General features: G+C 43.2%; 17 protein-coding genes. 10 read left to right on the plus strand and 7 right to left on the minus strand.

Features of this window, described 5'->3' with window-relative positions; genetic code table 11:
* Positions 1-69 precede the first annotated feature (69 nt).
* Positions 70-1,854, plus strand: coding sequence for a protein kinase domain-containing protein (locus tag V7K60_RS01430; protein WP_334922358.1), 1,785 nt, complete (start codon positions 70-72; stop codon positions 1,852-1,854).
* A 671-nt stretch (positions 1,855-2,525) separates the two neighbouring features.
* A complete protein-coding gene (locus V7K60_RS01435) occupies positions 2,526-2,744 on the plus strand; it encodes a hypothetical protein (RefSeq protein WP_163937100.1) in 219 nt (72 codons plus the stop codon).
* Between the two features lie 60 nt (positions 2,745-2,804).
* Here the strand turns inward: V7K60_RS01435 and ribD are convergent, their stop codons facing one another.
* The 4 genes from ribD to V7K60_RS01455 all read right to left on the minus strand — a co-directional run bounded on the left by ribD (position 2,805) and on the right by V7K60_RS01455 (position 6,948).
* Positions 2,805-4,046: a bifunctional diaminohydroxyphosphoribosylaminopyrimidine deaminase/5-amino-6-(5-phosphoribosylamino)uracil reductase RibD gene (gene ribD / locus V7K60_RS01440; protein ID WP_334922360.1), complete on the minus strand. Its 1,242-nt coding sequence runs from the start codon at positions 4,044-4,046 to the stop codon at positions 2,805-2,807.
* 356 nt (positions 4,047-4,402) lie between these two features.
* The gene (gene mreD / locus V7K60_RS01445; RefSeq protein ID WP_334922362.1) at positions 4,403-5,020 is read right to left on the minus strand and encodes a rod shape-determining protein MreD; all 618 of its coding nucleotides are present in this window, start codon (positions 5,018-5,020) and stop codon (positions 4,403-4,405) included.
* A 25-nt stretch (positions 5,021-5,045) separates the two neighbouring features.
* On the minus strand, positions 5,046-5,840 hold the full coding sequence (mreC, locus tag V7K60_RS01450; protein ID WP_334822363.1) for a rod shape-determining protein MreC: 795 nt from the start codon (positions 5,838-5,840) through the stop codon (positions 5,046-5,048).
* Between the two features lie 100 nt (positions 5,841-5,940).
* On the minus strand, positions 5,941-6,948 hold the full coding sequence (locus V7K60_RS01455; protein ID WP_194040314.1) for a rod shape-determining protein: 1,008 nt from the start codon (positions 6,946-6,948) through the stop codon (positions 5,941-5,943).
* A 373-nt stretch (positions 6,949-7,321) separates the two neighbouring features.
* Here V7K60_RS01455 and V7K60_RS01460 point away from each other — a divergent pair, with 373 nt between their 5' ends.
* Positions 7,322-7,684 (plus strand): single-stranded DNA-binding protein, encoded by a 363-nt coding sequence (locus tag V7K60_RS01460; protein ID WP_334922364.1) that lies wholly within the window; start codon positions 7,322-7,324, stop codon positions 7,682-7,684.
* A gap of 120 nt (positions 7,685-7,804) precedes the next feature.
* On the opposite strand, the gene V7K60_RS01465 is transcribed toward V7K60_RS01460, so the two are convergent.
* Positions 7,805-8,548: an SIMPL domain-containing protein gene (locus tag V7K60_RS01465; protein WP_334922405.1), complete on the minus strand. Its 744-nt coding sequence runs from the start codon at positions 8,546-8,548 to the stop codon at positions 7,805-7,807.
* A 324-nt stretch (positions 8,549-8,872) separates the two neighbouring features.
* On the opposite strand from V7K60_RS01465, the gene V7K60_RS01470 reads away from it, so the two are divergent.
* From V7K60_RS01470 to murI, 4 genes are all read left to right on the plus strand, one after another.
* Positions 8,873-10,351, plus strand: a complete 1,479-nt coding sequence (locus tag V7K60_RS01470) for a cation:proton antiporter (protein ID WP_334922366.1) — start codon at positions 8,873-8,875, stop codon at positions 10,349-10,351.
* 605 nt (positions 10,352-10,956) lie between these two features.
* Positions 10,957-12,846 (plus strand): N-acetylmuramoyl-L-alanine amidase, encoded by a 1,890-nt coding sequence (locus V7K60_RS01475; protein ID WP_334922368.1) that lies wholly within the window; start codon positions 10,957-10,959, stop codon positions 12,844-12,846.
* Positions 12,847-13,357: 511 nt separating this feature from the next.
* Entirely contained in the window at positions 13,358-15,259 is a 1,902-nt protein-coding gene (locus V7K60_RS01480) for an N-acetylmuramoyl-L-alanine amidase (RefSeq protein WP_334922407.1), read from the plus strand.
* A gap of 128 nt (positions 15,260-15,387) precedes the next feature.
* Complete coding sequence (gene murI / locus V7K60_RS01485; RefSeq protein WP_334922370.1) at positions 15,388-16,254, plus strand: glutamate racemase; 867 nt, start codon at positions 15,388-15,390, stop codon at positions 16,252-16,254.
* Between the two features lie 58 nt (positions 16,255-16,312).
* Here the strand turns inward: murI and V7K60_RS01490 are convergent, their stop codons facing one another.
* Positions 16,313-16,465: a hypothetical protein gene (locus tag V7K60_RS01490; RefSeq protein WP_334922412.1), complete on the minus strand. Its 153-nt coding sequence runs from the start codon at positions 16,463-16,465 to the stop codon at positions 16,313-16,315.
* A 967-nt stretch (positions 16,466-17,432) separates the two neighbouring features.
* On the opposite strand from V7K60_RS01490, the gene sds reads away from it, so the two are divergent.
* On the plus strand, positions 17,433-18,404 hold the full coding sequence (sds, locus tag V7K60_RS01495) for a solanesyl diphosphate synthase (protein WP_334922372.1): 972 nt from the start codon (positions 17,433-17,435) through the stop codon (positions 18,402-18,404).
* A gap of 554 nt (positions 18,405-18,958) precedes the next feature.
* On the opposite strand, the gene V7K60_RS01500 is transcribed toward sds, so the two are convergent.
* Positions 18,959-19,432 (minus strand): hypothetical protein, encoded by a 474-nt coding sequence (locus tag V7K60_RS01500; RefSeq protein ID WP_334922374.1) that lies wholly within the window; start codon positions 19,430-19,432, stop codon positions 18,959-18,961.
* Positions 19,433-19,636: 204 nt separating this feature from the next.
* Between V7K60_RS01500 and hetZ the strand changes: the two genes are divergently transcribed.
* Both hetZ and V7K60_RS01510 read left to right on the plus strand, forming a co-directional pair.
* Positions 19,637-20,842 carry a heterocyst differentiation protein HetZ gene (hetZ, locus tag V7K60_RS01505; protein ID WP_334922376.1) on the plus strand — a complete coding sequence of 402 codons (1,206 nt, stop codon included), beginning with the start codon at positions 19,637-19,639 and terminating at the stop codon, positions 20,840-20,842.
* Entirely contained in the window at positions 20,835-21,812 is a 978-nt protein-coding gene (locus V7K60_RS01510) for a PatU (protein WP_334922378.1), read from the plus strand. Before hetZ ends, V7K60_RS01510 begins: the two co-directional genes overlap by 8 nt.
* Positions 21,813-22,137 lie beyond the last annotated feature (325 nt).

Below are 22,137 nucleotides of genomic sequence, written 5' to 3' on the forward strand. Positions count from 1 at the left end.
CTGACGACAAGTTCGGAGAAGACAAGAAGTCTCCGGCTCCGCACTGGGTGTCTACGCTTATAATTTTTCATGACAATAACCCTGCTGAACAATCGCTATCAAGTTATCCAGGTAATCGGTGCAGGTGGGTTTGGTGAAACCTTTCTAGCAGAAGATGTCCACATGCCTTCTCGCCGTCGCTGTGTAATCAAGCAACTAAAACCGATAACCAATAATGACCCGCAAACCTACCAACTTATCCAACAACGGTTTGAACGGGAAGCCGCAACCTTGGAGTATTTGGGTGAAAGTAGTCACCAAATTCCTAAACTCTACGCCTACTTTTCTGAGAATGGACAATTTTACCTCGTCCAAGAATGGATTCACGGCCAAACCCTGACAAAAATTGTTGAAGCCAAAAGATTTGAGAGTGAAACTGCTGTTCGGCAAGTTCTCTTGAGTCTGCTTTCAGTTTTAGATTATATTCATAGCAAAGGCATTATTCACCGGGATATCAAGCCAGATAACATTATTCTGCGTTCTGTTGATAACGAGCCAGTTTTGATTGATTTTGGTGCAGTTAAACAAACAATCTGTTCAGTGGTGAATTCTCCAGGATACCCCACGCGATCGCTTGTTATTGGTACGCCTGGATATATGCCTAGCGAACAAGCCGTTGGCCGCCCAGTTTATGCCACTGATATCTACAGCTTAGGTTTAACGGCAATTTATCTGCTAATTGGTAAACGCCCGCAAGAACTAGTAACCGATCTAAAAACTGGGGAAATACTTTGGCAGCAGCACGCCCCTCATGTCTCTTCCCAATTGGCGGCGGTACTCAATCAGGCAATTAAGCCTCATGCTAGTGATCGCTACAGCACTGCCAGTAAAATGCTATATGCCCTGCAATCTATTAGTAATATACCTCCTGAGTTAGCTGCAAATACTTCCACAGTTAGTTTTTCTTCCACTGCATTGACTCCACAAGCTCAGTCATTATATTCTCCGCAAAACAATTCTGCGATTCCAGGGTCTTCCACTCCTGCAAACTGGCAAAAATCTGCTGTGATTGTTGGCAGTTTGCTGATAGGCGGCTTGATTGGTGCAGTAGCAATTCCTAACATCATTCGTCAGCAACAACCAGAAACAACCATTGGCACAAATCCCACACCATCGCCAGAATCTTTTCCCACTTCTGCATCTACCGAACCGCCCGTTTCCTCCCAAACTTCTCCAGTTCCAGTTATCCCTAGCTCACCAGTTGTACCCATACCACAGCCAGAAAAAGAGCCTCTCACTTCAGATACTCCAGCACCGATAGCAGTATCCACACCACAGCCAGAACTAAAGGATCAGACGAGGGTAGTTCCCAAACCAGAAGTTCGTTCCACACCACAAAACAACGATCAGCTGCCTAGTAAATTAGCTACCACTAGAGAAAGCGTTCCCGCATTTACTACAGGTACACCAAGAAGCGCCGTAGAAGCTACTCTTGGCAAACCAAATCAGGATTTAAGAGGTGCATGGGGCAATACTCGTGCTATCGTTTACAAACTAGTGCCAAACAAAATTGACCTTGGCTACTTATTTGATCGTAATTCCAAAACGCTGCGCCAAACTGAGGTATCTTTTGCCCAATCGGTAGACCCACAGTTAATGGAGACTACCTTGAATGGAATGTTAGGAGGGCAAGCCACTGAAGAAATTAAGCAGGGACTCAAACAGGTACAACAGCGCCAATCTGATAATTTTAGTTTTAAAAATGGCTCAGTCAAAGGTCAGATTATCCGCCAAGAATGTGATTTTATTTATATCAGCATTTGGGATATAGATTTACATAATTTTGTGAGTCCATCTACAGCCAAAAAGTGTTAATGTCTTAATGATATATTTTTAACATTTCCTTTACTAGCTATTGCTAATAATTTGGCAGAATTAAGCTGGAATTGACCAAAGCTGTCTCAAGTAATAGGAATTTTTCTGGCGAAGTTAGTGCCCTAAACCTAGTAACGGGATTTATAGTTATTGCCATTATGCTAGGGACTCAAAATAGTTATATAATAGTGAGTTGGCAGACTTGGGCAATTTTCCTTTGGTGTAGCTATAAGGCAAGAAACGAGGTTTTGAAAATAGTCCGTAAAATGCATCCGATTTTCCAAGAAAATAGATAGTAAGCTCTAATGAATTGCCTACACAAGAGGTGACTTTAAAAGTCCTGAAAAGTATAATTTGACTCTTTTGATTTTGATTGGATGCAAAGACAAATCAAGGTTTCAGCCATGTACTGAGATTCTATACTGCGATTGTTGTGAAAGCAAATACCCTTTTAAAATATCCTCTAATTCTTGAAAATCTGTATTTCTCATACCCAATACCTTATACCCATTTTCAAACTGAGTTTCAAATTCTTAATCTTCATAAAGTTATAAATACCATTATTAACTTTTTAATAATACTTGTCTCAGCTTCTACATTCATGTCGTAAATTGCGATCGGAATTGGGTAATCTAAAGACAGCTAATAGCTCATTATTCAATCGAGGTCTGATGACTCCTACAATCATGCGTCAGCTTTGGTCAGTGGTTGAAACCGCGCAAGCCAAGCTCCTCTTACAACTGGATGATGCTAGCTTGGTGCAGTGGTTAGTAAAACAAACCGAAACGCAAGTGTTGTTAGATTCTAACGAAACTGACTTTCTATGCCACTACATTCAATCTCGGCTAGCCCTTATACGTGATATTGCCCATGAACGCCAGTGTTCATGATGCCTACGGCGGGCTACGCCAACGCAAAATCAAAATAAATAGATTGATCGTCAAGTGTTATTACTGTTGACTATTAGCTTTTGGGGCAAAATAACCTTCTACTAAGCAGTCAGAGCCTACTACACGCCAACGAACGCGTTCTAATGACAACGCCTCAGTCATGGTAGTAAAACCTAAATCGCCCACTGGTGTGGGAGCAATATTACCACCAATGATTTTTGGGGCAATAAATGCCAAAACTTTTTGCACTGCTCCTTGAGCGATCGCACTAGCTGCTAAAGTACCACCACACTCCCACAGCACGCTACAAAAACCTCGCTCATATAAGTACGCCATTGCCTTATCCGGTGTAAGTGATGCTAATTCCACCACCTCCACACCCTGTTTGAGCAACAGTTCTTGAAAATCGGGGTTAGCACCGTTCTGTGTCAACACCAAAGTTGGAGCATCCGCAGTTTGCCACAGATGGGCACTTGCCGGTAAGTTGAGATGGCGACTCATCACCACCCGCAGGGGATTATGTGCCCCTACCTGATGGCTGGTTAAGTAAGGATTATCTTGTCGGACTGTATTACCGCCGACAATTATGGCATCAGAAGCCGCCCGCACTAGATGTACTTCACTGCGGGCTTCTTGACTTGTCACCCAAGCGCTATGACCAGAGGTAGTAGCAATTTTGCCATCTAAAGTCATAGCATATTTTAAAATTCCCAAAGGTCGCTTATAGAGAATGCGATGCACAAAAGCTTCATTTAGCTGACGGCAAGCGTCCTCTTCTACTCCTACCAACACTTCAATCCCCGCTGCTCGTAAACGGGCAATGCCACCTCCAGCTACCAGTGGATTGGGGTCAACCATACCCACTACTACTTTTGCCACCCCTGCTTCGATTAATCCTTCCGAACAAGGGGGAGTACGTCCGTAGTGATTGCAAGGTTCGAGGCTGACATAGATTGTTGCACCACGAGCGCGATTCTCCTGAGGAGAGGCTGCGCCAACGCCTGCTGCTTTTAAGGCAAACACTTCTGCATGAGGCTCACCTGCGCGAGGATGAAACCCTTCGCCGACAATCTCGCCATCCTTGACAATCACCGCTCCCACTAACGGATTTGGCGAAGTCCGTCCTAAAGCACGGCGAGCCAGTTCCAAACACCGCAGCATCATGCGAGAGTCAAAGTCACTTCCTATCTTTTGCTTCGGTGGTGAATTCGAGCCAGCCGCTGACTCCACTATTGGTGTATTTTCCTGAGTGTAATTTGGTAAGGATGCATCTGCTTGAGCGACCACTGGGGAATTATCCATAATTTTAGGCAACACTGTAAATATTCTGCACGCGATCGCGCAGCCTCTCCACAAGAGAATCGCGCTTTGCTCCTGATAATTAAACAGTAATATCTAGGCGCTATTATTGGCTGTTTAAACTTACATGAGCCTGTAATATTCACACTTACAGTTTCACTGTAGCTTGAATCCATATTGCCAGAGGTTGCCCAAATTCCATAAAGATTTAGGTTACAGGGTACAAAAGATAATTTTCTTTACTGTCACCTGTAACCTATCCCTTTCCTAACTCCTAACTCTTGTACAGACGCGATTAATCGCATCTCTACTCCTAACTCTTATACAGACACGATTAATCGCGTCTCTAACTCCCTTTACTATTGCTCCAACAATTTCATCCGCTGCCACCAAAGATTCAGCGGATAATAGACCACAGGTGCCCACAGACTACTCAGAATGGCAGAGGCAAGAGCGACGCGCTGGTAATATGTCCAAATATCTGTCACCTTGCGCTCATTGCCGAGCAAAGTTAATTGCAACCCAAAGATAGTTTCTGCCAAAACTGCTAAAACAAAGACAATTACAGCAATCGAAATAAAATCTTCTTCGATAAAACGCTGTTTCTGGAGCAGACCAGTTAAAGCCCCCACTATACCTAAACTGATGGCATGAGTCGGATTAGGTGATGTCATTGAATCTTGAAGTAGCCCCAAAACTATACCTGCCAATCCTCCGGCAAACACCGTGCGCTTCACACTCCAAGCTACCACCCAAATTAATAGCCAGTTAGGGCCAATTCCCAACAATTCCATACCTGGGAATCGGGTTGGTAATAATAGTAAACATAACAGTACAGAACTAGCCGTCACTATCCAACCCAGCAACTGACGTATACCGGGATGCCAACGAGCAAGCGGCTGGATTCGGAATTTCGATTTTCGCTCTGACGATTTTGGCTTTTTCTGCCTGCTACCACCAAATGCAGGAATCTTCATTTTTCTATGGATTTTTTCAAATAATTTACTTAGACTTTTGCGGTACTTGATTTGCCGACTCTTGGTTTTCTGGCTTGGGATAAACAGCTACCCAATCGAGAGAGCGGATTGGCGGAAAAAGCTCAATTTTTGCCACTGATGCTGGGAGTTTCTTTAAATCCAGCGACTTAATTCGTCCTACTGCCAAACCAGAGGGAAATTTCTGACTATAAGTAGATGTGGAAACTAAATCTCCTACTTTAACATTTGGAACTTTTTCATAAAACTCCAGTACAGCTTCAGCAGAAGAATCTCCTCGCAAAACGCCTTTAGCTGCTGTGCGGCTAATTGATACACCCACTTGACTCTTGAGGTCACTGATTAACAACACGCGGCTAGTATTGGGAGTTACACTCTCCACCAAACCCACTAATCCGCCTTCTGCCTTGACTATGAAGCCTTCCTGAATCCCTGCACTCGCACCACGATTCAGCATAACTTGTTGCCACCACTGGTCAGCGCTACGTCCTACCACCCGTGCTGGAATTGGCCGTGATGCCAGCGGCTCTTTTTCCACATAGCCTAATAAATCTTGTAACTTCGTCTTTTGACTTTCCAAATCTACTATACGGGTTTGCAATTCCATTATCCGGGCATCTCTAAGACGTTCTTCTGGAGTTGGCCCTGACTGCAACATCTCCAATGGACGGGTAATTGCCTGGTATGTCTCAAGCACTAGTTCAGCTTGAGTCTGTCGCAATATCCAAGCACTACCAAGTACTAAAGCTAACAACCCAATTTGCAACCCTTTATGATCCCACCAACGCCGTATTGTCACCATATATACCCGTATATACTTATATAAATTAAGTTCTACTTGGATTCTATTTATATAGAACCCAAATAGAACTCAAATAGAACTCAATTCTGATATTTTTTCGCTACATATTGCGAGAGCTTTCGGTAACAACTCGTTCCAACTGTTTAAAGTTTTCTAACACACGACCTGTTCCCAGCACAACACAACTCAAAGGATCGGCAGCAATGTGGGTAATAATCCCTGTTTCATGGCTAATGAGGGTATCTATGCCTTTAAGCAAAGCACCGCCACCAGCTAACATAATACCTCTATCAATAATGTCTGCTGCCAGTTCTGGCGGTGTACGTTCTAGTGTCCGCTTCACAGCTTCTATAATTACTGATAGCGGTTCCAACATACTTTCACGGATTTCTGGGGCTTTGATTGTTACAGTTCGTGGTAGACCAGAAAGCAGATGTAAGCCTCGGACTTCCATCATGGCGTCATTGTCATCATTTGTCGGATAGGCAGAACCAAGCCGAATCTTGATTTCCTCGGCAGTACGTTCACCAATGACTAAGTTATGAACTTTCTTAATATACTGAACGATCGCATCAGTCAGTTCATCTCCAGCAATGCGTACTGATTCACTGATTACCGTACCTTGAAGACTCAGCACTGCAACTTCTGTTGTCCCACCACCAATATCGATGATCATGTTGCCAGTTGCTTCAGCAACAGGTAGTCCTGCACCAATGGCCGCAGCTACAGGTTCATCGATTAAATAAACTTTTCTTGCTCCTGCTTGGTGAGCTGCATCCATCACTGCTCGCCTTTCTACTCCTGTGACGCCACTGGGAATACCAATAACGATTCGGGGTAAAATCAAAGATTTACCTTCATTTACACGCTGAATAAAGCTTTTCAGCATTAGCTCGGCTATATCAAAGTCAGCAATTACCCCATCCCGCAAAGGACGGAGGGCAATCACATTTCCCGGTGTGCGACCGAGCATTTTTTTGGCTTCTTCTCCTACTGCTAGTGCAACCTTTTCGTTGACATCGATAGCAACTACAGAAGGTTCTTGTAGTACAATACCTTTACCAGATACATAAACCAGGGTGTTTGCGGTACCGAGGTCGATACCCATATCCCATGATGTGCGAAAGTTCTTAAAAATACCCACGCGCCTGTAAGCCCCCTATGTGCGATACTTCTTGACTACAACGGTAAGAGTTAATCGTGCTTGATTCGATTATGTTTGTATCCTAAGTTGAGTAAACTAGACAATATTTTTATATGATTCCCAGAAATACTTAGTATGTCTCAAGCACTGTACTTTTTGATATTCTCTGGTTAGATTAGTATATCCGTATACTTTTATGTGTTTACTCCAAATAGTGTGTATAAATTTTCAAGTCAATTATATTGTTAACTGTTTAACACATTATTTTCAAGTCTTTCACAATTCGCTATGATGAAAGTCGAAATTGCTAAGTACGTTTGTACTGAAAGGTAACACGATGAGTATTAATATTGTCACCCTTGTTGGTCGTGTAGGCGGCGACCCTGATATAAAATATTTTGAATCTGGTAAGGTTGTGTGTAAATTAACACTAGCCGTAAATCGTCGCACAAAAGAAGGTGAACATACCGACTGGTTTAATTTGGAACTATGGGGAAAAACGGCGGAGGTGGCAGGTAATTATGTACGTAAAGGCAAGCAAATTGCTGTCAAAGGTTCTCTGAAGTTTGACACATGGAGCGATCGCCAAACAGGAGCAAACCGCTCATCACCCGTGATCCAAGTAGATCAGCTAGATTTATTAGGCTCTAAGCGAGATGCAGAAAGCGGTACAGGAGATATGTCTTCAGAACATTTTTAATTGGGAATTGGGAATTGGGCATTGATTATTAGTCCTTTGCCTTTACAAATGACAAAGCGCAAAGTCTGATCGCCGGCTTCCGGCGATCAGACTTTGTAAGAGAGGATTAATGACAAATGACTAATAACTAATTTGCAACGTCACTGATGCTTCTACTTCTTGTTCACCACCAACAATAGGGGTGGAAACATCAGCAGATTTCGCAGCGTTAGCCCGTAAAAACATTGGTGGTGGTGGAGGTGCACTAGCATTATTAACTTGAATGCTTACTATTTCTTTGGATTTAAAACCCAAAGCACTGAAAACGGCATCAGCTTGCTGCCGCGCGTCTTGAGTAGCTTCTTTTAATGCTTGTTTTTGAGCAGCGGCGATCGCTTCATCATTCGCAACAAAACTAATGCCATTAATTTGTGTTGCACCGGCTTTGACTGCATCATCCAATAATGTCCCAGCTTGCTCAACAGGAATTCTAAAACTTACAGTGTTATCGGCAGCATAGCCTGTAATCCGCTGCACATTATTGGTATAGCTGTAAACCGGATTGAGCCGGATACCAGTGGTTTGTAATTTTTCAACATTTTTGCTCTTGAGAAACGCAACCACAGCCGATGACCTCTGAGCGGCTTCTTGTTGTACCTCTTGGGCTGTTTTCCCTTGAATCTCCACTCCTAAACTGACTTGTGCCAGAGTTGTCGGAATTGTTTCGACTCCGCGACCACTGACACTAAGTGTTCGCCACAATTTATCTTTTTCTTGTGCGAATGCGGGTAGTACGAAAGTCGTACATAAAAGCATTGCTAAAGGCAGTATTTTCCACAAGTTTCCCGATGGAAACTGAGAACCGGGTAAAGCGGCTCTAGTCATCATATTTGCACTCCTCAAAGTATCCACAGATGTTTTGAATAAACGTATGTAGCAATCTTCTGGTGGTCGTTGAGAGTCAACAGCCACCACAAGTTTTTCACAACTCAAGTGCGATCGCCAGATACGATTTGTATGTTCTTACTTTGACACTGCAATCGTCAAAAGCAGAAATGGTTACATTTTTGGATACTAAAAAAATTTACTAATACTGCACAGCGTAAATGAAACGTTTACACTGTATTCATTTTGAATTCAGATTATGTCTTCATAGGATGTTTTTCAGAAACACGTCAAAATCAAAGAGAAGGATTTTCAGAGAACCTAATGCATTTGTTAGAACCAATCAACTTCTCTTTTCCTCTGCTGGCTGGCGCAACACAAGCCGCAGACAGTTCAATGGTAGTCGAAGCAGTGCTACTAAGCTTAGTAGTCATTTATCTCGCCAGCAAAGTTGGTGGAGAGTTATCAAACCAAGTGGGTTTGCCGCCTGTCTTAGGCGAGCTCGTTGGCGGTGTGGTAATTGGCATCTCTGTTTTCCATCTTTTAGTCTTTCCAGAAGGCGGCACAGACAGTTCTAATTCTTTGATTGTGTCCTTCCTTCAAACCACTGCTGGTTTAACGCCTGAAGCCGCTCCAGCCGTATTTGCAGCCCAGTCCGAGGTCATTTCCGTTTTGGCAGAATTAGGTGTGATCATTCTGCTGTTTGAAATCGGCTTGGAGTCGAATTTAAAAGATTTAATGGCAGTTGGTATCCAAGCCACTGTCGTCGCAGTAGTTGGGGTAGCAGTACCCTTTGCCGCTGGGACTGTGGGACTGATGACTTTGTTTGGTATTAGCGCTATACCCGCAATTTTTGCAGGGGCGGCTTTGACTGCTACTAGTATTGGGATGACATCCAAGGTGCTGTCAGAATTGGGGCGGCTCAATTCTAAAGAAGGGCAAATTATTTTGGGTGCTGCGGTAATTGATGACGTACTGGGAATCATCGTTTTAGCGGTAGTAGCTAGCCTAGCTAAAGACGGCGTGGTGGATGTCAGCAAAGTCATTTATTTGATTATTAGCGCCACTGGTTTTATTTTGGGAGCAATCCTACTAGGGAATGTTTTCAATAAGTCCTTTGTAGCGATCGCCGATCAACTTAAAACACGCGGTGGACTAGTAATCCCAGCATTCATTTTCGCCTTTGCGATGGCATACTTTGCTGCCGTCATCCACTTAGAAGCAATTCTGGGAGCTTTTGCAGCAGGTTTAGTCCTAGAAGAGACAGATAAGCGTAAAGAACTGCAAAAGCAAGTATCTCCCATTGCCGATATATTAGTGCCAATTTTCTTTGTGACTGTTGGGGCAAAAACCGATTTAGGAGTTTTAAACCCAGCAATTCCCGACAATCGTGAAGGTCTAATTATGGCAACTTTCCTGATTACAGTAGCCATTCTCGGTAAAGTAATCACAGGCTTAAGCGTGTTTGGTCAACCGGGAATCAACCGTTTAGCGATCGGTGTAGGGATGATTCCCAGAGGTGAGGTTGGGTTAGTGTTTGCTGGTGTCGGCGCTGCCAGTGGCGCTCTCTCGAAACCATTAGGGGCAGCAATTATCATGATGGTTATCTTGACAACCTTTTTAGCTCCTCCCTTGTTACGATTTGTATTTCCAGATCCAAAAACCGTGGACGGAAGCTCAGAGCAACTAATCTTAGACGGTTCCTCTGGGACTTCGTTGGTAATTGAACCACCTCAGTCAAGGGTGCCAGCATCAAATGACAGCGGCAATTTGGGAGTAACTCCAGATTCTGGCGATCGTTAATTATTGCGAATGGGGAATGGGGCATTGGGCATGGGAAATGAGGCATTGGGCATTGGACATTGCTCTTTCTCTCCTCTGCTCCCCTGCTCTCTCCTCCCTTGCTCCCAATTGTGCAGTGGAAACTTCTATCCTCAAATCTCCGTCCTATGTGATTGTAGAATAATCATTTGTTTATAATTTCTACCAGCATTCAGAATGTTACTTAATTTCTAGTCTCCCTCGGCTTGTGAGCCTTTATCTAAATATTTTTCAGATAATTGGGGAGTAACATCCATAAATTTTGCTAGATCGTTTGACAGTAATGGGAATTATTTACTCAGTGCATCAATGCCAACAAAGAACAAACACTTATCAGTAAACAGCTATCAATTATCAGTTTTCTAGCTTTATTGGGAGTCAGAGTTCTCTACCTATAAAGGTAGAAGGTTTCGCATGGGGATTTAAACTGAATTTGAAACCCGTTCAATGATTTAAGTGTGTCTAAATTCCAGCTTAAAAATCAAAAAAGGGATTCAAAGGTCAAGTTGAGGTGGTGATGGTGTGATGATTTACCAATGAGTTGAGATATTGACAGCTCCCATGAATGTGAATTAGGAGAAAGAACTGTGAAATTACACTGGTTACTACCCAGCACTATTGGAACTATCTTCATGCTATCGTCGCCAGCAATGGCCGCGAGACTTGAATCTTGGCGCTTTGATGCCAATCAAAACAGGCTGGAAATTAATACTGTGGGAGCAGTTCAACCCCAAGCACAATTAATTTTTAATCCAACTCGGCTGGTAATTGATTTGCCGGGAACTACATTTGGTCGTCCGCAGTTAACCCAACAGGTGGGTGGTGGAATTCGCTCAATCCGTGTTGGACAGTTTGATGTAGATACAACACGCATAGTTGTCGAACTGACTCCTGGTTACACTTTAGACCCCAAACGAGTGCAATTTGTTGGTAGAACTGGCGATCGCTGGACGGTGCAATTACCGAAGCCAGCAGTCGATAGAGTAGCCTCATCTCCTATCTCATCTCCCAGAAGTGCTTACACTGTTGTTACCCCAGATTCCGAACCTCAACCTAATATTTCAAGGGTTGCCACTACTACACGAGGGGCAACTCAAATTGAGAACTTGACAGTAACAGGTGATGGGTTGTTCATTCGTACCAGTGGTGGTAATCCTCCAATTCAGGTAATTCGCAGCCGCGATCGCGCTACCATCTTCGTTGATATCTCTGGTGCATCTTTATCACCACGTCTGACGCAGCAGAGGAATATACCTGTTAACAAACATGGTATTAGCCGCGTCGAATTTACCTCATTGCAAACCCAACCTCCTGGTGTCCGCCTAACTTTGCGGGTAGATAAAAATAGCCCAGATTGGCGAGCAACTAATAGTAACGATGGTGGTTTGATAGTTCTACCTAGTCGGATTGTCAGATTGCCTGGAAGTAATAATTCCGACAATCAGTCAGAAGCCGTTTCCTTTCCTAGTAGAGCATCTGTCAATAACTCGCCATCAACAATTGAGTCTGTGCAACTTGCCAATAATGGCAAACAACTGCTAATTCGAGGCAACCAACCTTTATCTGCTACGGGAACCTGGGATAGATCCTCAGGTATCTTCCGCGTCACAATTACCAATGCCAAGTTAGCTACCAGAGTTACAGGGCCAACCTTTGCTCCCAATAGCCCCATTCTTCGGGTACGTCTGCAACCTCAAGCATCTAATACAGTGGTTGTTTTAATTCAACCAGCAGGCGGAGTGCAACTTGGGCAACCCCAGCAAATCGGCGACCAGCTTTTGGTACCAATACTAGGTTCTCGGCGAGTTGTCACCCTCCCCGGAAGGCCACCCTTTGCTTTACCTGGGCTACCACCGCCAAACCACGGGCCATTCCCAGACCCAAACAATCCAAATCCTCAACCCATAATCCAACCACTGCGCCGAGTTACCAATGGGCGAGTGGTAGTCATTATTGACCCTGGACATGGTGGTAAAGACTCAGGAGCGCTTGGTATTGGGGGGGCGCGCGAAAAAGATGTTATTTTGCCTATTGGTAAGAGACTTGCTGAGATTCTACAGAAAAATGGCGTACAAGTAATTATGACGCGGGATTCTGACTATTTTGTTACCCTTCCGGGACGGGTGCAATTAGCAGAGCGAGCGAATGCTGATGTATTTGTAAGCATCCACGCTAATTCTGCAGGTGCGAGTCGTCCTGATGTTAATGGATTGGAAGTTTATTATTACGACAGCGGACTGAATCTAGCTCGTATTGTCCGTAGTAGCATTCTTCAAAGTATTAGTACTCTCAAAGACAGGGGAGTGCGGCGAGCCAGATTTTATGTCCTCAGAAAAAGTTCTATGCCCTCTATTCTCGTGGAAACGGGTTATATGACTGGTCGACAGGATATGGCTAGGCTCAGAACTTCAGCTTACCAAAATCAAATGGCAGAAGCGATCGCTCGTGGCGTTCTTCAGTATCTCAAGAGAAGATAAGTAATTTAGTCTAAATTTTTAAATTGTTGAATAAGTACATCTAATCTTTACCATTTTTATCCAATTTAGTAGTAAAACAATTTAAGTATTCTTGTGGCGGGATAGGAGTGACTTCTTTGTTATTGTCATTTGATACTTTGCAAGTCAACAAATTTTGGATTTTATACTTTCCTGGAGAACGTTACGCGTAACTTGCTTCCCCGGAGGGGTACGGCTACGCTCAGTCGAACGATTTTGGATTTTGGATTTGTATCACCTACAACAGGTGTTAATGTAGCAGGACACTAGTCTGGCAGAAAACTAAAATCGGGAATCTAAAATTTAAAATTTGCAGTCAAATTTATATAGGCTAATGACATGGCAAAATCAGAGGAGCGTGCTATATTTTACGCCATTAGCTGTGTCTTAAATAACAGCGCAAAACTCAAGTGTGCGCGGTGACGGTATGAGGATTAGCCAATATGTTGAGATGTTGACGGCTCCCATAAATGTGAATCAGGAGATAAAGACTGTGAAATTACGCTGGTTACTATCCAGTACTATTGGAACCATCTTCATGCTATCGTCGCCGGCAATGGCCGCGAGACTTGAATCTTGGCGTTTTGATGCTAATCAAAACAGGCTGGAATTTAATACTCAAGGGAATGTTCAACCCCAAGCACAATTAATCTTTAACCCGACTCGTTTAGTAATTGATTTACCAGGAACTTCATTTGGTCGCCCACAGCTAACCCAACAAGTGGGCGGTGCAATTCGTTCGATCCGTGTTGGACAGTTTGACGAACAAACAACGCGCATCGTGGTTGAACTGACTCCTGGTTATAGTTTAGACCCTAAACGAGTGCAATTTGTGGGTAGAAGTGGCGATCGCTGGACAGTGCAATTACCTACGCCACAAGCCGATAATGTACCCGCAAGAAACACTGAGGGACAACCAGAACAAGCTATAGCCACTGATACTTCACCCAGAACATCTACACCAGCATTCCCCCAAAGGGATATTTACAATGTGGTAACAAATGGCTCTGTAAATCCACTTAACAACGGAACGCTTGTTGCCAGGGTTACTCAAATTAAGAACTTACAAGTCACAGGTGATGGTTTTTTCATTGCTACAAGTGGTGGCAATCCTCAGATTCAGGTAAATCGTAGCAACGATCAAAAAGCAATTAACATCGACATTGCTGGCGCAACTTTATCACCAAGTTTAGAGCCACGGAATTTGTTGATTAATCGCTATGGTGTCAGCCGTATCCAGTTCACTCAACTGCAAACCAGCCCATCTGTTGTTCGCCTGACTTTACAAGTAGATGAAAATAGTCCAAATTGGCGAGCAACCACTAGCAGTGCTGGTGGTTTTGTGGTTCTACCCAGTCGTGGGGTTGCCCAGCTGCCTGAAAATAACAGTCCACGTCCCATAGCACCAAGTAACACAACTGCTAGCATTCAGTCTGTGCAACTAGCTAATAATGGCACACAACTGCTGATTCGAGCCGACCAAACTTTATCTGCTACAGGAGGCTGGGATAGAACCTCTGGTCTATTCCGCATCACTATCAACAATGCTAAGTTAGCTCCCAAAGTCACAGGCCCGACTTTCAATCCTAATAGCCCGATTCTGCGAGTACGCCTGCAACCACAAGAATCCAACACTGTCACCATCTTAGTTCAACCAGCAGCCGGAGTACAAATTGGGGAACTCAACCAGGTTGGCGACCAGCTTTTAGCTTTAGAATTACGACGCTCTGTTAGCAGCATCACACCGCCCATTACTTTACCTCCCCTGCCATCACCAGACCAAGGTCAATTACCAAATCCCATAGATAATCCCCGTCCCATCTCCCAGCCACAGCCACGCCCCTCAGTTCCTAAAGGGAAATTACTAGTAGTTATTGACCCAGGACATGGGGGAAAAGACTCAGGTGCCCCTGGTCTAGGAGGACTTTTGGAAAAGAATGTAATTCTGCCTATTGGGAAAAGGGTGGGAACAATTTTAGAGCAAAATGGTGTACAAGCGATACTAACGCGGGATGCCGACTTTTTCGTAGAACTTCAGGGACGGGTAGATATTGCCAAGCGGGTTAATGCGACTTTGTTTGTCAGCATTCACGCTAATTCTGTTGATAATCGCCCTGATGTCAATGGGTTAGAAGTATATTATTTCGATAGTGGTTACAACCTGGCTGAAGTAGTTCGTAAAACTATTCTCCAGGACATCGGTACTATCAAAGACCGGGGAACCCGCAAAGCCAGATTCTATGTTCTGAGGAAAAGCTCCATGCCTTCGATTTTGGTAGAAACAGGCTACATGACTGGTTACGAGGATAATCCCCGATTGGGAACACCAGAATATCAAAATCGGATGGCAGAAGCGATCGCTCGTGGCATTCTAAAATACTTACAGCAGAGGTAATATAGTACAAATTACTAATTAAAGAGGTGTATTTAAACTTCTTTGACAGGCAGAATTTAGTGGTCAATTTGGAGATAGTCTGCTAAATTCTGTATTTTAAATCCCAAAACCTAAATTTATATCTGCCTGTGTATTCATCTTCCATTTTTGAAGGGAATCTTGACGATTTTTCCGATCGAGAACCCCAACGTGCCCCAATTGGCATCTTTGATAGTGGTGTGGGTGGGCTAACAGTACTACGACAAATATATCGACAACTCCCCAATGAATCAATTGTTTACTTTGGGGATACAGCTAGACTTCCTTACGGAATTCGTTCACAAGCAGAAATTTTACGATTTACACGTGAAATTATTACCTGGCTACAACAGCAGCAGGTAAAAATGGTAATTATGGCTTGCAACACCAGTTCTGCTTTAGCCCTAGAAACCGTACGTCAAGAATTCAGCATACCCATTTTGGGAGTAATCCTACCGGGTGCAAAAGCTGCGGTGCAGCAAGGAAAGCGGATTGGTGTAATTGCCACTCCAGCGACAGCTAAGAGTAATGCTTATAAGCACGCTATTCTTGAAATTGCTCCTGATGTCCAAGTCTGGCAAGTAGGATGTCCAGAGTTTGTGCCACTCATCGAGCAAAACCGCATTCACGATCCTTACACTGCACAAGTCGCACGAGGCTACCTAGAGCCTTTATTAGAGCAGGAAATTGACACCTTAGTTCACGGCTGTACTCATTATCCCCACCTTACACCAGTACTGCGATCGCTCCTCCCCTCTCAAGTTCAGTTGATTGATCCAGCTGTTCATGTTGTGGCAGCTTGTGCCCAAGAACTAGACTTACTAGGTTTAAGAAATACTCATTTACCATTACCAACTCGGTTCGCCGTCAGCGGTTGTCCGCAACAGTTTTCCCAGTCAGGAGTGCAGTGGCTAGGCTATACCCCAATGGTTGAAGAGGTTTCCTTCACCGATATTGCTATTTCCCAACTCCAATAAAACTAATTAGTCCTTAGTCCTTAGTCATTTATAGAAACAAATGACAAATGACTATTGACTATTGACTATTAACTGATATCTCCTGCTTGTGTTTTCCTTCAGTAGATGAAGGGAAACTTGTCGAAACAGTCTTTGTACCCGTCCGCTTCGCCAGTGCTAATAACAGGTAGACTGTGAACAAATATCCAGAGGCTAAAATAAAAATCATCATAGGTATACTTCCGTAAATCATTGTTCTACTAGCACCCTTCTAAACGAATATAAAATTCCATAAAATTAGTAGAACCTCAGCCAAGCAAGTGCATTCTTGATGACTGTAGTTTCCTATGGCAAAATTACCTATAGAGATAAAATCCTCTACGGACAAAGAATTTATAACCTAATGCGACTTCTTGCAGACCATAGATCCCACAGCAGTTAGCTTGCCGTTTAGCAATCTAAAACTACGATTTTCAGCGGTCTACTTGATCTGCTCTATTTTTGCTCAAACTGCTGGGAAAAAAGCAATGCTTGCGCTCTACGTGTGCTGAGTACGTGTAGCGGCTTCCCATAGGAATATCACACAGCTCCAAACCAGGAGTTTTGCCTATCGTAGGAAAAATTAAAGAATTTATTCTCTTAATCTAACCGACGAATATTTATTTTAGACTTACAACACCAACTCAGTAAAATCAACTAGTAGCTGACTTAACTTTTGGAGTGCAAATACCTTACAAAATTTAAAATTCCTATATTTTAGCGTAACACAACGACCCTGAATTTTGAGCTTATTCGGCTGCTAAATTTCAAATTTTTTGAAGAGCTACACCTCAATTTGGAGAAATTTAGCCTTACTCTTGGCAACGAAATTAAATCACTTCCTTTTTGTCAATAAGTAATATTGCTTAAATTATCTTTTGAACTGTGGCAAGAAAGGTGAGATGAGAAACTACTTAACACAATTTAATCTAACATTTATCTTGTGTACTGAGAATTCATGTTTTAAGTTAGTTTAAAGTTTGAGTGGCCACAAATTAAGCATAATTGCTTATTGACAAAAACCTCGGCAACCTTAATTATCACCCATAGACTCATAAAAACGGGATTACCTGATGAAAACTTTGCGCTGGCACAGGGTTATCTTAAAATGAGTATAGGATATGTAAACTTTCGTAACCTAAGTCAGAGTCCGCCCATCCATGACCCCAGCCACCTCCCTGTTTACCCCTGTGGAAGCAGACCTGCGACTACTAGCAGATAACCTAAAACAGCTAGTTGGAAATCGCCACCCCATTCTGTTTGCAGCAGCCGAACATTTATTCGGAGCTGGGGGAAAGCGTATCAGACCAGCAATTGTCCTGCTAATATCGCGGGCAACAATGTTAGAACAAGACATTACACCGCGTCATCGCCGCCTTGCTGAGATTACAGAAATGATTCACACAGCAAGCTTGGTACATGACGATGTGGTAGATGAATCAGACGTGCGGCGAGGCGTTCCTACCGTTCATAGTTTGTTCGGGAACCGCATTGCCATCTTAGCAGGAGATTTTCTCTTTGCCCAATCGTCCTGGTATTTAGCAAACTTGGACAATTTGGAGGTGGTGAAACTGCTCTCAGAAGTCATTATGGATCTGGCTACTGGGGAGATTCAGCAGGGACTAAATCGTTTTGATGCTGGTATCTCTATTGAAACTTACATTGAGAAGAGTTACTACAAAACAGCTTCGTTAATCGCCAACAGTTCCAAAGCAGCTGGATTGCTCAGTGAAGTCTCACGAGAAACTGTTGAGCATCTGTATAGCTATGGTCGTCATTTTGGTATAGCATTTCAAATTGTTGATGACATTTTAGATTTCACCAGTACAACAGATACCTTGGGTAAACCAGTGGGGTCGGATCTCAAAAGTGGTAATCTGACTGCACCCGTTTTATTTGCTTTGGCCCAAAAACCATCTTTGGAAGTGTTGATTGATCGAGAGTTTGCTCAAGAAGGAGATTTAGAGCAAGCACTAGCACTGATTCAAGATAGTCAAGGTATACAGCAGGCGCGAGAGTTAGCTGCTCACCATGCTAAGTTGGCAATTGAACATCTTGCGGTTCTCCCATTCTCAGAATCCCATCAGGCATTGATTAACATCGCTGAGTATACACTGAGTCGCCTCTATTAAATCAGTTATCAGTTCTTAGGTAGAAAGTGGGGATTTAGATGTAGGTATGTTGTGGCTTCCGTAACCCACCGAAAACCTGAAATGTTGTGTTATGCAACGCTTGAACACACTAAGGCAGCTTTATGTTTGATTTAATCCACTTATTTAGCAAGTAGAAAGTGGGGTTTTGATTTGGAAGTTCTTAGGGATTTCTAAAAAATAAATTACTACTACTTGTGGGATGGAAAACTTCGACTGAGCGCTCACTTTAAAGACTTGCCCGCTTGTGGCTACTGGGAACCTCACAATAAAGAATGGGATATTTTTTGATGTGAAAGTTCTTAAGTATGAGACTTTGCTTCACTGGGAAACTAAAACTTGAAAATGGAAAAATGTTCACTGATAACTGTTTTTTAAACAATTTTAGGTTTCACCGAGAGTTGAGTCAGTCGCATGGTGTAACGCAAAGAAAAAATTTCTTTTTTCACTGATTTAGAAAACTTTTTTAAAGAAATTTGAGATTTAAAATTTTGGATGTGGGGTTGTATCTAAAAAACTCCACATCCAACTTTTTTCTATGCAATATCAGGGGGTATCTGTTTAGGCGATCGCTGTTGTCGTAACTGTTTCTGCATGAGTTTTTCTAGTTCAGTGCGCCGAACTTCGACGGTATGAGTGGTCTTACCCGGCGTCTCCAAAAAAACGATACTATCTACGGGTTCTAATGCCACCATTTGAAACAAAATATGGGTGACAGGAGTAATTTTAGCTAGCATTTGAGGGTCAAGCCCAGCAGGGGAAATTAGAGAGACATCCTGTATGGTAGGGAAAGCGTAAATCACACGCTTTTCCAATCCTGGGTTAGCACGATTGCTCAACGTAGTTAAAACCCAGCTTGACTCCAAATTTTGGAGAATATAGTACTGGGAGTAGCGTAATTTTTGAGCGATCGCTCTAAGGGCAGGAGCAATTGCTGCAACAAGATGTGGTGTCATACCATCGCGGGGTGCATTGTCAATCAGCAATTGAATTTGTGCTTCTAAATCCATAATGACTTGTATACGGCTCCTGGGTAATGGCAATAACATCTATCAAGTGTGAACAATCCCATCAGAATTGGGAATAATAAAATCAGCCATATCTTCAATATAGGATTGGCCTGCGTTTAGCTTATACGTAAAACCAAACCAGCCAATACCCACAGTCGTACAGGTTGTCTTTAAGTAAGTTAGGGTCTTTTGAAAACCGAGACTATGAATTCAGCCGCAACCGCAACTATTCTATCTGCAACTATTCTGGGAGAAAATTCTACAGGCGTGGAGGCGATCTTTCAACTCCTGTCCAAGGAGTTTCAGCAGTCAACCAAAGCTTCGGAACAGAATTGTCACGATGTCGCAAGACGTATTACCACCGAAGTCTACCGGATTTGTCATGAGAGTAAACGTATCCAAGCTTCTGGATCTGTAGAAAGCTCGGCGATGACCTTGGCTCGGCATCGGCTGCAACAATGTCTCAGGTACTATCAGTTAGGTTCAAATCGGGGCAGAGTCGAATTACACAGTACTCTGAGTGCAATTATTTATCGGTATATTAATCCTCCTCAGAGACAATTGAGCTATCAAGGGCGGCTGACAATAATTGAAGATTTTCTCCAGAGTTTTTATTTAGAGGCGTTGAACGCTTTCCGGCGAGAAAATCAACTCGGTGCTACTTATCGCCCTCAGACGCTCTTGGAATTGTCCGAGTATATGGCATTTACCGAGCGTTACGGCAAGCGACGCATTCCCTTACCAGGTCGTCAGCAACAGCTAATTATCCTGCGGGCGCAAACTTTTTCCCAACAGCAGCCCCCAGAAACCAGCGTAGATATAGAACAAGCCGCAGAAGGTAGCAATAATGAAGGTGACGGTTCTTGGGAAGAACCAGCAATTCACCAATTGCGCTCTACAATGGCAACACAAGCCGAACCCGAACCCGAAGAAGACACCTTGCGCTCTGTTGTTGTCACGGAATTAATGAATTATCTCGAACAACGACAACAATCTGACTGCGCTGATTATTTTTCCCTCCGCCTCCAGGATTTATCAGCCCAGGAAATTGAGTCAGTTTTAGGTTTAACTCCTCGTCAGAGAGATTATTTGCAGCAGCGCTTTAAGTATCATTTGATTCGGTTCGCCCTGTTGCACCGTTGGGAATTAGTTCACGAGTGGCTGGAAGCTTCTTTGCACACCAATTTGGGCTTAACTCCTCAGCAATGGCAAGTATACACAGCACAGCTGGACAACAAGCAACGGTCTTTATTAGAGTTGAAGCAACAAGGACAAGCTGATGAAAAAATAGCAAAAACTTTAGGGCTGTCAATGGCACAACTGCAAAAACGATGGTTTAAAATTCTTGAGCAAGCTTGGGAAATTCGTAACTCATTAGTTTCCGGATCAGGTGCATCTACTCATGAATAGTGACTCAGAATCCTTACAAAACTGGTGTCTCGATTGGTTATTGACAGATGATGTCAAAAATAACGAGCAATCGGTAGAATGTGAGGAAAATGACGGGGTAAAAAACCTCCTCAAGGAAGCCACTGCTTCAAAAAGCAGTGAGCCAAAATTGGGAGGAACGCCCCAGACCTTTCAACTGGGAGAAATTCCTACTGTGCAAGATCGTTTTCAAGCTGTCCTTAAGCATCGGTTACAAATTCAAGCCCAAGACCACCCGCCGTTGTTTCCCTGGGAAACACAATTAATCGAATATCCTGATTTTGTTGATGAACCGTCAATGACGCTCGTTCCTAGCTGGGGATGGATGGTACAACAGTCGAAGTTGACCTTGCCGACTCGCTTGCCGGAAAGAGTTTTCCAGCAATTGCTAGAACAATGTCAGGCTTTAGTGACATCTTCAGTGCCGTTGGGGGCAAAATTAGTTCAAGTGGTGGAGAACTTTTTTCCCAATGAGTCTCAAGCACTAAATGACATAGCTGGATTGGTGCTAAGAAGCACCTATCGGTCTGTAAGTAATCTGGAGGCAATGCCTGCTATTCAGAGCAATTACTCAGATTTACAACCGCGTCAACAGATGGCTTTGTCGTTGCTAGCAGCTAAACAACTGCTGGAAAATCTGACTCTACCACTTTCAGCAACCAGTCCGGTGGTAGAAAGACAATGGCTAACCAGTGTTGGTGCTTTGAACATCAGAGTAGAATACCAGTCTCTAAGTAAACTTACGAAGTTACTTGTTCAAGCTGAGTTACCTGTTAAAGGAACTTTGACGCTGCGGGGAAGTGGCACTTTAGCAATGACAACATCTTCGATTTCGGGATACTTAAATGTAGAGTTAGGCTGCGAGCAACTTAACCCAACTTATACTCTAGAAGTTGAATTTCCAGAAATAGACGAACAGTCGTTGCTGTTTGTGATTAATCCCACGATTTAGTTTAAATTTCCACCGCTAGCACATTATTTCAATCAACGCCGATATATATTAAGAGGATTTTCCTGGTTTTGAAGCTCATCCTATTTTTCAATAAACGGTCATTAGGGTGTCTACGAGAAGCAGTTATTACAAAGACACAGAGACACGGGGATATGGGGACATAGAGATATTGAGAAAGTATTTGATTATTTCTCGATTCACCGTGTCACCCATTTCTCGTTTCTCTCCATCTCTACCCCCTATCGATCATTTTTTAACACAGTGCTAGGGTAGCAAATTACGTCCCCCGCATTGTGTTTGTTGCATCTACATCATTGCTTCTACT

This window comes from Nostoc sp., assembly GCF_036917555.1.
Taxonomy (GTDB): Bacteria; Cyanobacteriota; Cyanobacteriia; order Cyanobacteriales; family Nostocaceae; genus Nostoc.